The following is a 12,045-nucleotide window of genomic DNA, read 5'->3' on the forward strand; positions in this document are numbered from 1 at the left end:
CACTCTCCGTACCGTCACTGACCGTGACCGGGGAGGGGCCGGTCACCCGTGGACCTTGGGGGGTGCCGCACGGTGACTACCGACTACGCCCGCGCGCTGGGAGCCCGACTGCGCGCGATCCGGACGCAGCAGGGACTGTCCCTGCACGGCGTCGAGCAGAAGAGCCAGGGCCGGTGGAAGGCCGTCGTCGTCGGCTCCTATGAGCGCGGCGACCGTGCGGTCACGGTGCAGCGCCTATCGGAGCTGGCCGACTTCTACGGGGTCCCGGTGGCCGAGCTGCTGCCCGGCGGCTCCGGCCGGGTCGCCAACGGCACGACGCCGCCCGCACGCCTGGTGATCGACCTCGAACGGCTCGGCCGGGTTCCCGCGGAGAAGGCGGGGCCGCTGGCCCGCTACTGCGCGACCATCCAGAGCCAGCGCGGCGACTACAACGGCCGGGTGCTCTCGGTGCGCCAGGACGACCTGCGCACCCTGGGTGTCATCTACGACACCTCGCCGGCGGTCCTCGTCGAGCAGTTCATCACCTGGGGCGTCCTCGACGCCGCCGCCCGCCGCGCCCTCAACGACGACTGACGCACCGACCTGTCAGACGGATCGGGCGCCCCAGCGCCCGAAGCGCCTGACAACTCACCGCATCCACCGCACTACCCCCGACTTGTGGCGGGTCCTACGTCACTCCCGGGTACGGGAGTGACGGACAACCCGCCACATGTGGGGTCGAGGGGGTCAGTCGCGAGAGGTCAGTCGCGAGAGGTCAGTCGAGGACCTCAGTCGGGGACCTCAGTCGAGGACGCGGTACGCCGGCGCGACCTCGCCGACGGCGTCGCCGATGCGGTGGACGCGCATCGCGTTCGTGGAGCCCGGGATCCCGGGCGGGGAGCCGGCGACGATGACGACGTACTCGCCCTTCTCGCAGCGCCCGAGGTCGAGCAGCGCCTGGTCGACCAGGCGCACCATGTCATCGGTGTGCGCCACCGCGGGTACGAGAAAGGTCTCCACCCCCCAGGCGACCGACAGCTGGCTGCGCACTCGTGGCTTGGGCGTGAACGCGAGCAGCGGGATCGGCGAGCGCTCGCGGCCCACGGCCAGCGCCGACGACCCGGTCTCGGTGAACGCCACGAGGAAGCGCGCGCCCACGATCTTGCCGACCCTGGCCGCGGCCTCGCAGATGGCGCCGGCCTTGGTCGTCGGCGCGGTGCGAAGGGCGGGGAGTACGTCGAGCCCGCCGCCGTCCTCGACGGCGGACACGATGCGGCTCATGGTGGCCACCGCCTCGATCGGGTAGTGCCCGACCGAGGTCTCACCGGAGAGCATGACCGCGTCGGCGCCGTCGAGGATCGCGTTCGCGACGTCGGAGGCCTCGGCGCGCGTCGGGCGCGACGCCCCGATCATCGACTCGAGCATCTGGGTGGCGACGATCACCGGCTTCGCCGCCTCGCGCGCGGCGGCCACGATCCGCTTCTGCACCAGCGGCACCTGCTCGAGGGGCAGCTCGACGCCCAGGTCCCCTCGCGCGACCATCACCCCGTCGAAGGCGGTGACGATCCCCTCGAGGTTATCCACTGCCTGCGGCTTCTCGATCTTGGCGTAGACCGGGAGGCGGACGCCCTCCTCGTCCATGATGCGGTGGACGTCGTCGACGTCGGCTGCGGAGCGCACGAACGACAGCGCGATCAGGTCCGCCCCGACCCGCACCCCCCAGCGCAGGTCCTCGACGTCCTTCTCGCTCATCGCCGGGACGCTCACCGAGACACCGGGCAGGTTCAGGCCCTTGTGGTCGGAGACCATGCCGCCCTCGACGACCTCGGTCACCACCTGCGAGCCCTCGACCGCCACGACGCGCACCGAGACCTTGCCGTCGTCGATGAGGATGCGGTCGCCCACATGCGCGTCCCCGGGCAGGCCGGCGTACGTCGTGCCGACCACCGACACGTCACCCGGTACCTCGTCGGCGGTGATGGTGAAGCGGGCGCCCGCCTCGAGCAGCTGCGGGCCGTCGGCGAAGGTACCGAGCCGGATCTTCGGGCCCTGCAGGTCGACGAGGACGCCGACGCCCCGGCCGAACTCGTCCGACGCCTGCCGCACGTTCGCGTAGACCTGCTCGTGGACGGCGTAGCTGCCGTGGCTGAGGTTCAGCCGTGCGACGTCCATGCCGGCGGCCACGAGGGCGCGGATCTGGTCCAGCGAGGAGGTCGCGGGACCGAGGGTGCAGACGATCTTGGCACGCCGCATGACTCGAGCCAATCGATCGAGGGGATGGGGATGTGTCCAGCCTTACACGACGAGCGGCCGAGCCGTGGCCGGGATCGGCGCCGGGAGCACGGTAGACCCGGTCAGCCACGCATCGACGGAGGCCGCGCACGAGCGGCCCTCGGCGATGGCCCACACGATGAGCGACTGCCCCCGCCCGGCGTCGCCGGCGACGAACACGCCGGGGACGCTGGTCTGGTACGACGCGTCGCGCGCGACGCTCCCCCTCGCGTCGAGCTGCACCTTGAGCTGCTCGAGCAGGCCCGCCGTCTCGGGGCCGACGAAGCCCATCGCGAGCAGCACCAGCTGCGCGGGGATCACCCGCTCGCTTCGCTCGACCTCGGTGAAGGTGCCGTCGACGAGCTCGACCTCCACCAGGCGCAGCGCACGTACGCGTCCGGCCTCGTCGCCGAGGAACTCCTTGGTGGATACGGAGAAGAGGCGCTCGCCACCCTCCTCGTGGGCGCTCGAGACCCGGTAGACCAGCGGGTACGTCGGCCACGGCTGGCCGGCCGGACGCTGCTCGGGCGGGGTCGGGAGGATCTCCAGCTGCGTCACGGACCGAGCGCCCTGGCGGTGGGCCGTCCCGAGGCAGTCCGCCCCCGTGTCGCCGCCGCCGATGATGACGACGTCCTTGCCCGCGGCGCTGATCGGTGACTCGACGAGGTCGCCCTGCTGGACCCGGTTGGCCAGCGGCAGGAACTCCATCGCCTGATGGATCCCGCCCAGGTCGCGACCGGGCACCGAGAGGTCGCGCCACAGCGTGGCACCGGTCGCGATGACCACGGCGTCGTAGCGGCGCCGCAGGTCCTGGCCGGTGATGTCCACGCCGACGTCGACCCCGGGCCGGAAGCGGGTGCCCTCGGCCTTCATCTGCGCGATGCGCCGGTCCAGGTGCCGCTTCTCCATCTTGAACTCGGGGATGCCGTAGCGCAGCAGCCCGCCGATGCGGTCGGCCCGCTCGAAGACCGCCACCGTGTGGCCGGCGCGCGTCAGCTGCTGCGCCGCGGCCAGCCCGGACGGCCCGGAGCCGACGACCGCGACCGTGCGACCCGACAGTCGGGCGGGCGGGGCCGGGACGACCAGGCCGTCGCCCCACGCCCGGTCGATGATGGACACCTCGACCTGCTTGATGGTGACCGGGTCGGAGTTGATGCCGAGGACGCAGGCCGTCTCGCACGGAGCGGGGCACAGCCGGCCGGTGAACTCGGGGAAGTTGTTCGTCGCGTGCAGGCGCTCGATCGCGCCTGCCCAGTCGTCCCGGCGGACGAGGTCGTTCCACTCCGGGATGAGGTTGCCGAGGGGACAACCGTTGTGGCAGAACGGGATGCCGCAATCCATGCAGCGCGTCGCCTGCTGCTCGATGGCGCCCGGCCGCATCGGCTCGTAGACCTCGCGCCAGTCGAGCAGCCGCAGCTCGACCGGGCGGCGGGTCGGCGTCTCGCGCTCGAAGCGCAGGAACCCCTTCGGGTCAGCCATGAGCGGACTCCATCACTGCCGTGTCGACGTCGAGGCCCTCGCGCGCGGCGCGCTCGCGGGCGGCCAGCACCCGCTTGTAGTCGGCGGGCATCACCTTGGTGAAGCGAGCGATGGTGGCGTCCCAGTCGGCGAGCAGCGTCTCCGCGACCGGGGAGCCGGTCTCCTCGGCGTGCTCGCGGACGAGCTCGTGGACGAGCGCGCGGTCCTCCTCGGAGAGCGCCTCGAGCTCCACCATCTCGCGGTTGACCCTCAGCTCGTCGAGGTCCAGGACGTACGCCGTCCCGCCGCTCATGCCCGCCGCGAGGTTGCGTCCGGTCGGGCCCAGGATGACCGCCCGGCCACCGGTCATGTACTCGCACGCGTGGTCGCCCACGCCCTCGACGACGGCCGTCGCGCCGGAGTTGCGCACGCAGAAGCGCTCGCCGACGATCCCGCGCACGAACAGCTCGCCGGACGTCGCGCCGTACGCCAGCACGTTGCCCGCGATGACGTTGTCCTCGGCGACGAAGCCCGCCCGCCGGTCCGGGCGTACGACGACCCGGCCACCCGACAGGCCCTTGCCGACGTAGTCGTTGGCGTCGCCCTCCAGGCGCAGGGTGATCCCGGGCGGCAGGAACGCGCCGAAGGACTGCCCCGCCGAGCCGATGAGGGTGACGTCGATGGTGCCGTCCGGCAGGCCCTTGCCACCGAAGCGACGGGTCACCTCCGAGCCCAGCATCGTCCCGACCGTGCGGTTGACGTTGCGGATGGCCAGCTGCGCGCGCACCGGCGTACCGTCCTCGAGCGCGTCGGTGGCCAGTGCGATGAGCTCGTTGTCCAGGGCCTTGCCCAGCCCGTGGTCCTGCGCGACGACCTGGTGGCGCACCGCCCCGACCGGCAGGTCGGGCACGTGCAGGATCGGGGACAGGTCGAGCCCGCTGGCCTTCCAGTGGTCGACCGCCCGGTCGACGTCGAGCAGCTCGGCGTGACCCACCGCCTCCTCGATGCTGCGGAAGCCGAGTGACGCGAGGAGCTCGCGGACCTCCTCGGCCAGATAGGTGAAGAACGTCTCCACGAACTCGGGCCGGCCGGCGAAGCGGCGGCGCAGCTCGGGGTTCTGGGTCGCGACACCCACCGGGCAGGTGTCGAGGTGACAGACGCGCATCATCACGCAGCCGCTCACCACCAGCGGCGCGGTCGCGAAGCCGAACTCCTCGGCACCGAGCAGCGCCGCGATGACCACGTCACGCCCGGTCTTCAGCTGCCCGTCGGTCTGCACGACGATCCGGTCGCGCAGCCCGTTGCGCAGCAGCGTCTGCTGGGTCTCGGCGAGGCCGAGCTCCCAAGGTGCGCCGGCGTGCTTGAGCGAGGTCAGGGGCGCGGCGCCCGTACCGCCGTCGTGACCGGAGATGAGGACCACGTCCGCGTGCGCCTTCGCCACTCCGGCGGCGACGGTGCCGACCCCGACCTCGGCCACCAGCTTGACGTGGACCCTCGCCCGCGGGTTGGCGTTCTTCAGGTCGTGGATGAGCTGCGCGAGGTCCTCGATGGAGTAGATGTCGTGGTGCGGCGGCGGGGAGATCAGTCCCACGCCCGGCGTGGAGTGACGCGTGCGCGCGACCCAGGGATAGACCTTGTGTCCGGGCAGCTGCCCGCCCTCGCCGGGCTTCGCGCCCTGCGCCATCTTGATCTGCAGGTCGTCGGCGTTGACGAGGTACTCGCTCGTCACCCCGAAGCGGCCGCTGGCGACCTGCTTGATCGCCGAGCGGCGGGAGTCGCCTCCGGGCAGCGGCACGTACCGCTCGGGGTCCTCGCCGCCCTCACCGGTGTTGGACCGCGCGCCCATGCGGTTCATCGCGATGGCGAGGGTCTCGTGGGCCTCCTGGCTGATGGAGCCGTAGGACATCGCACCCGTCGAGAAGCGCTTGATGATGTCGGTGACGGGTTCGACGTCGTCCACCGGGATGGGCGGACGCAGGCCCTGCTTGAAGTTGAAGAGCCCGCGCAGGGTCATCAGCCGCTCGGACTGCTCGTCCACGCGCCGGGTGTAATCCTTGAACACGTCGTAGCGCTTGGCACGGGTCGCGTGCTGCAGCCGGAAGACCGTCTCCGGGTCGAACAGATGCGGTTCGCCCTCGCGGCGCCACTGGTACTCCCCGCCCACGGCGAGCCTGCGGTGCGCGGGCGAGATGCCGTTGCGCGGGTACGCCACCGCGTGACGGCGGGCCACCTCCTCGGCGAGCACGTCCAGCCCGACGCCGCCGAGCTTCGAGGACGTACCGGTGAAGAAGCGCTCGACGACGTCCTCGGAGAGCCCGACGGCCTCGAACACCTGCGCACCGCGATACGACGCCACCGTCGAGATGCCCATCTTGGACATCACCTTGAGCACGCCCTTGCCGAGCGCCTTGATGAGGTTGCGGATCGCCTTCTCCGGGCTGATCCCGTCGATGACGCCCTGCGCGACGAGGTCCTCGACGCTCTCCATGGCGAGGTAGGGGTTGACCGCGGCCGCGCCGTACCCGATGAGCAGGGCGACGTGGTGCACCTCGCGCACGTCGCCCGCCTCGACGAGGAGCGAGACGGCGGTGCGCTGCTTGGTACGTACGAGGTGGTGGTGCACCGCCGCCGTCAGCAGCAGGGACGGGATGGGGGCGAAGGTGGCGTCCGCGTCGCGGTCGGAGAGCACGAAGAAGCGGACACCGCGGGCGATGTCGGCGGTGATCTGCTCGCAGATCTCCTCGATCCGCCGCTCCAGCGCCGCTCCCCCGCCGCCGACACGGAACAGGCCCGAGACCTTCTCGGAGGTGAAGCCGGGAAGGTCGCCGTCGGCGTTGATGTGCAGGATCTTCGCGAGCTCGTCGTTGTCGATCACGGGGAACGGGAGCACGACCTGGCGGCAGGCTGCGGCGTCGGCGGAGAGGATGTTCTGCTCCGGCCCGATGGTGGTCCCCAGCGAGGTGACCAGCTCCTCGCGAATGGCGTCCAGCGGGGGGTTGGTGACCTGCGCGAAGAGCTGGCTGAAGTAGTCGAAGAGCAGCCGCGACCGGTCGGAGAGCACGGCGAGCGGGGTATCGGTGCCCATCGAGCCGATCGCCTCGGCGCCGGCGCGGGCCATCGGCGCGAGGAGGACCCGCAGCTCCTCCTCCGTGTAGCCGAAGGTCTGCTGGCGGCGCAGCACCGACTCGTGGGTGTGCACGACGTGCTCGCGCTCGGGCAGGTCCTCGAGGTGGATCAGGCCCGCGTGCAGCCACTCGTCGTAGGGACGCTCTGCGGCCAGCTGGGCCTTGATCTCCTCGTCCTCGATGATGCGGTGCGACGCGGTGTCGACGAGGAACATCCGGCCGGGCTGCAGCCGGCCCTTGCGCACGATGCGTTCCTGGGCGATGTCGAGGACGCCCACCTCGGAGGCGAGCACGACGAGGCCGTCGTCGGTGACCCAGAAGCGGCCCGGGCGCAGGCCGTTGCGGTCCAGGACCGCCCCGACCAGGGTCCCGTCGGTGAAGGTGACGCACGCGGGACCGTCCCACGGCTCCATGAGCGTCGCGTGGTAGCTGTAGAACGCGCGGCGGGCCGGGTCCATCGAGGTGTGGTTCTCCCACGCCTCCGGGATCATGGTGAGCACCGCGTGCGGCAGCGAGCGGCCGCCGAGGTGCAGCAGCTCGAGCACCTCGTCGAAGGAGGCGGAGTCGCTCGCGCCAGGGGTGCAGATCGGGAAGATCTGCTCCAGGTCTCCGGGGATGAGCGTCGAGGACAGCTGCGACTCCCTGGCCTGCATCCAGTTCCGGTTGCCGCGCACCGTGTTGATCTCGCCGTTGTGGGCGATGAAGCGGTACGGGTGGGCGAGCGGCCACGACGGGAAGGTGTTCGTCGAGAACCGCGAGTGCACGAGCGCAAGGGCCGAGGCGAAGCGCGGGTCGGAGAGGTCCGGGAAGAACGGCTCCAGCTGACCGGTGGTGAGCATCCCCTTGTAGACCAGCGTGCGGCTGGACAGCGACGGGAAGTACACCCCGGTGTCGCGCTCCGCGCGCTTGCGCAGCCGGAACACCAGCCGGTCCAGGTCCAGCCCCGCCGCCTCCGCGCCCGGACCGGACACGAAGACCTGGCGGAAGACGGGCATCACGGAGGCCGCCGTACGTCCGACCAGGCCCGGCGTCGTGGGCAGCAGCCGCCATCCCAGGACGCTCAGGCCCTCGTCGGCGGCGATGGCCTCGACCGCCGCGGCGGCCTCCTCGGGGTCGTCCACTGGCAAGAAGACGTTGCCGACCGCGTAGTGGCCGGCGGGCGGCAGCGAGAAGGGCAGCACCGCGCGCAGGAACGCGTCAGGCACCTGGACGAGGATCCCGGCGCCGTCGCCGCTGTCCACCTCGGCGCCGGACGCGCCGCGGTGCTCGAGGTTCACCAGCGCGGTGAGGCCCTGCTCGACGATCGTGTGGCTCGGCTCGCCGGTGAGCGTGGCCACCAGCGCGACGCCGCAGGCGTCGTGCTCGTACGTCGGGTCGTACAAACCCTCGGGGGCGGGGCGCATGGGGCGACAATCTCCCGTCGTCTCGTCCTGCGGATGGTGGTGCGTGTGCAGGGGACGACGTTGGCCCTTGGCGTAGCACGACTGTAACAGAGCGAGCGCCCGCCGAGCGCCTCGCGCCAGCGTGGCCAGCAGGCCGGTCAGGCCTCGGCGGAGACCTCCACGGTCGGGTCCGTGCCCTGCCTCGGCGGGTCCCACGCGGCGATCTGTTCGGGTGTCTCGCGGCCCGGTCTCTTGCGCGCGGACACGACGAGGTAGGTCACGGCGCCGATGAAGGCGAACATGCAGACCCACAGGTTGACGCGCAGGCCGAGGATGTCGTTGGCCGGGTCGGCGCGCAGCATCTCCCACATGGCGCGGCCGACGACGTAGGTGACGACGTACAGGGCGAACACCCGCCCGTGCCCCATCCGCCACCGACGGTCGGCCCACACGCAGACGGCGGCCACGCCGAGGCACCACAGGCTCTCGTACAGGAACGTCGGGTGGAAGGTCGCGTCGTTGAGGTAGCGCTCCGGCCGGTGGGCCGGGTCGATGCGCAGCCCCCACGGCAGCGACGTCGGGCGGCCGAAGAGCTCCTGGTTGAACCAGTTGCCCCACCGCCCGATCGCCTGGGCGATGGCCAGCGCCGGAGCCAGCGCATCGGCGAGCGGCGGGAGCGGGATGCCGCGCCGACGGCAGCCGATCCAGGCGCCGACGCCGCCGAGGGCGATGGCGCCCCAGATGCCGAGCCCGCCGTTCCAGATCTTGAAAGCGTCGATCGGGTGCCCGCCGGCCCCGAAGTACGGCTGGGGGGTGGTGATCAGGTGGTAGAGCCGCCCCCCGACGATCCCGAACGGCACCGCCCAGATCGCGATGTCGCCGACGGTGCCGGCCGCCCCGCCACGGGAGCGCCAGCGACGGTCGCCGATGAGGACCGCGGCGATGATGCCGAGCACGATGCACAACGCGTATCCGCGGATCGGGATCGGCCCGAGGTGCCACACCCCCTGGTGCGGGCTGGGGATCGACGCGAGCACCCCACGAGGGTACGTCCCCCCCGCCCACCCCTTCGAATGAACGCGGCGTTCCTACAGTCCTATTGGAGGAACGCCGCGTTCATTCGAAAGAGGGCAGGGGGGTCAGTCGGCGGGGAGGGGTCAGTCGGCGGGGAGGGGTCAGTCGGCGGCGGGGGCGCGGACGCCGTCGGCGAGGTCGCGCACCAGGGCGGTCAGGGACGCCAGGCCCTCGGCGGCAGAGGGGGCGTCGAGTAGGCAGCGGACGAGGGCCGAGCCGACGATGACGCCGTCGGCGTAGCCGGCCACCTCGGCGGCCTGGTCACCGCTCGCCACGCCGAGCCCCACGCACACGGGGAGGTCGCTGACCGCCCGGACTCGGGCGACCAGACCCGGGGCCAGCGAGCTGGTCTGCTCGCGGGCCCCCGTGACGCCCATCGTCGAGGCGGCGTACACGAACCCCCGGCTCGCCTCGGCCACCCGCTGCACGCGCGCCTCCGTCGAGGACGGCGCGACGAGGAAGACCGGGTCGAGGTCGTACGCCGCCGCGGCGGCCAGCCACTCCCCCGCCTCCTCCGGGATGATGTCCGGCGTGATCACCCCGGACCCGCCGGCGGCCGCGAGGTCGCGCGCGAACGCGTCCACCCCATAGCGCTCGACCGGGTTCCAGTACGTCATCACGAGCGCCACGCCACCGGCCGACGCGACGGCGGACACCGTCCGGAACACGTCGGCCATCCGGGTCCCGCCGGCGAGCGCGCGCTCGGCCGCGGCCTGGATCGTCGGACCGTCCATGAGCGGGTCCGAGTACGGCACCCCGACCTCGACCGCGTCCGCCCCGGCGGCGACCATCGCGCGGACCGCCTCGAGCCCGCCCTCGACGGTGGGGAAGCCCGCGGGCAGGTACCCGATGAGGGCCGCACGCCCCTCCACCCGGGTCCGGGCGAAGAGCTCGTCGAGCGGGCTCACGGAGCGCCCACAGCGACCCCGCGGCCGTGGCCCCCGCGAGTGGCCGCGCTCACAGGCCGAACCACCTCGCCGCCGTGTCGACGTCCTTGTCGCCGCGCCCCGAGAGGTTCACGAGGACGATGCCGTCCGGGCCCAGCTCGCGGCCGAGGTCCAGCGCGCCGGCGAGGGCGTGGGCGGACTCGATCGCCGGAATGATCCCCTCGGTGCGGCACAGCAGCCCGAAGGCCTCCATGGCGGCCGCGTCGGTGACCGGGCGGTACGTGGCCCGGCCGGTGTCGGCCAGCCACGCGTGCTCCGGGCCGACCCCGGGGTAGTCCAGGCCGGCCGAGATCGAGTGCGACTCGATGGTCTGGCCCATCTCGTCCTGCAGCAGGTAGGACCGGGCGCCGTGGAGCACGCCGGGCGCGCCCCCGGTGATGGTCGCGGCGTGCCGGCCGGTCTCGACCCCGTCGCCGCCGGCCTCGAAGCCGTACAGGCGAACCGAGGGGTCGTCGAGGAAGGCGTGGAAGATGCCGATCGCGTTGGAGCCGCCACCCACGCAGGCCGCCACGGCGTCGGGCAGGCGCCCGGTCAGCTCGAGCACCTGGGCTCGCGCCTCGACCCCGATGACGCGATGGAAGTCGCGGACCATGACCGGGAAGGGGTGCGGCCCGGCGACCGTACCGAGCAGGTAGTGCGTGGTGGCGACGTTGGTCACCCAGTCGCGCATCGCCTCGTTGATGGCGTCCTTCAGGGTGCGGCTGCCAGCGCTGACCGGGATCACCTCGGCGCCGAGCAGCCGCATCCGCGCCACGTTGAGCGCCTGGCGCCGGGTGTCCTCCTCGCCCATGTAGACGACGCACTCGAGGCCGAGCAGCGCGCACGCCGTGGCAGTGGCGACGCCGTGCTGGCCGGCGCCGGTCTCGGCGATCACCCGCGTCTTGCCCATCCGCCTGGTGAGCAACGCCTGCCCGAGCACGTTGTTGATCTTGTGCGAGCCGGTGTGGTTGAGGTCCTCGCGCTTGAGCAGCACGTTCGCGCCGCCGGCCAGCGCGCCGAAGCGGCGCGCCTCGGTGAGCGCCGACGGACGGCCGGTGTAGGTGTGCTGCAGGTGGTCGAGCTCGGCGTGGAAGGCCGGGTCGGTCTTGGCCGCCTCGTACGCCGCCGCGAGCTCGTCGAGGGCCACGACCAGGGCCTCGGGCACGAAGCGCCCGCCGTAGGGGCCGAAGTGGCCGGTCGCGTCCGGCAGGGCACCGGGCCGGGTGTCGGGCAGGAAGCTGGGGGGGTCGGCCGGGTGGTCGAGCTGGGTCACCGACCGCTCCGATGGTGCTTGAGCGCCGGGTGGGCGCCCGCCGCGACGAGGTCCGCCACTGCCGAGCGCGGGTCCTTGCCGGTCACCAGGGTCTCGCCGACGAGCACGGCGTCGGCTCCCTCGCGGGCGTGTTCGATGACGTCGTGGGGACCGCGTACGCCGGACTCGGCCACCTTGACGCACCTGTCGGGGATGAGCGGGGCGAGGCGGGCGAAGGTCCCGCGGTCGACCTCCAGGGTCTTCAGGCTGCGCGCGTTGACGCCGATCACGCGCGCGCCCGCGTCGACGGCGCGCTGGACCTCCTCGGCCTCGTGCACCTCGACGATCGGCGTCAGCCCGAGGGACTCCGCCCGCTCCACCAGGCTGACCAGGGCGGGCTGCTCGAGCGCGGCGACGATGAGCAGGACCAGGTCGGCACCGGCCGACAGGGCCTCCCACAGCTGGTAGCCGCTGACGATGAAGTCCTTGCGCAGCAACGGTACGTCGACCGCGGCACGCACGGCCTCGAGGTCGTGCAGGCTCCCGCCGAACCGGCGGCCCTCGGTGAGCACGCTGAT

Annotated in this window: 8 protein-coding genes; 1 reads left to right on the forward strand and 7 read right to left on the reverse strand. The window is 72.4% G+C overall.

Annotation, left to right across the window (positions count from 1 at the left end; all coding sequences use genetic code 11):
• Nucleotides 1-72: 72 nt before the first annotated feature.
• Complete coding sequence (locus VMI11_12730; protein HTY73273.1) at nt 73-573, forward strand: transcriptional regulator; 501 nt, start codon at nt 73-75, stop codon at nt 571-573.
• A 207-nt stretch (nt 574-780) separates the two neighbouring features.
• Here VMI11_12730 and pyk read toward each other — a convergent pair whose 3' ends face one another.
• The 7 genes from pyk to VMI11_12765 all read right to left on the reverse strand — a co-directional run.
• The gene (gene pyk / locus VMI11_12735) at nt 781-2,232 is read right to left on the reverse strand and encodes a pyruvate kinase (GenBank protein HTY73274.1); all 1,452 of its coding nucleotides are present in this window, start codon (nt 2,230-2,232) and stop codon (nt 781-783) included.
• Between the two features lie 42 nt (nt 2,233-2,274).
• On the reverse strand, nt 2,275-3,729 hold the full coding sequence (locus VMI11_12740; GenBank protein ID HTY73275.1) for a glutamate synthase subunit beta: 1,455 nt from the start codon (nt 3,727-3,729) through the stop codon (nt 2,275-2,277).
• Nucleotides 3,722-8,236: a glutamate synthase large subunit gene (gene gltB, locus VMI11_12745; GenBank protein ID HTY73276.1), complete on the reverse strand. Its 4,515-nt coding sequence runs from the start codon at nt 8,234-8,236 to the stop codon at nt 3,722-3,724. The genes VMI11_12740 and gltB overlap by 8 nt, the downstream gene beginning before the upstream one ends.
• Nucleotides 8,237-8,373: 137 nt before the next feature.
• The gene (gene lgt, locus VMI11_12750; GenBank protein HTY73277.1) at nt 8,374-9,252 is read right to left on the reverse strand and encodes a prolipoprotein diacylglyceryl transferase; all 879 of its coding nucleotides are present in this window, start codon (nt 9,250-9,252) and stop codon (nt 8,374-8,376) included.
• Nucleotides 9,253-9,390: 138 nt separating this feature from the next.
• Entirely contained in the window at nt 9,391-10,197 is an 807-nt protein-coding gene (gene trpA, locus VMI11_12755) for a tryptophan synthase subunit alpha (GenBank protein ID HTY73278.1), read from the reverse strand.
• A gap of 49 nt (nt 10,198-10,246) precedes the next feature.
• The gene (gene trpB, locus VMI11_12760; GenBank protein HTY73279.1) at nt 10,247-11,449 is read right to left on the reverse strand and encodes a tryptophan synthase subunit beta; all 1,203 of its coding nucleotides are present in this window, start codon (nt 11,447-11,449) and stop codon (nt 10,247-10,249) included.
• 35 nt (nt 11,450-11,484) lie between these two features.
• Nucleotides 11,485-12,045: indole-3-glycerol phosphate synthase TrpC (locus VMI11_12765; protein ID HTY73280.1), on the reverse strand; the 561-nt coding region annotated here is incomplete at its 5' end.

The organism is Actinomycetes bacterium (assembly GCA_035506535.1).
In the GTDB taxonomy this organism is placed as follows: Bacteria; Actinomycetota; Actinomycetes; order DATJPE01; family DATJPE01; genus DATJPE01.

What these genes read in the sequence shown, in the direction of transcription:
- pyk (HTY73274.1), bottom strand. Translation starts at nt 2,232, where the DNA reads ATGCGGCGTGCCAAGATCGTCTGCACCCTCGGTCCCGCGACCTCCTCG.
- VMI11_12740 (HTY73275.1), bottom strand. Translation starts at nt 3,729, where the DNA reads ATGGCTGACCCGAAGGGGTTCCTGCGCTTCGAGCGCGAGACGCCGACC.
- gltB (HTY73276.1), bottom strand. Translation starts at nt 8,236, where the DNA reads ATGCGCCCCGCCCCCGAGGGTTTGTACGACCCGACGTACGAGCACGAC.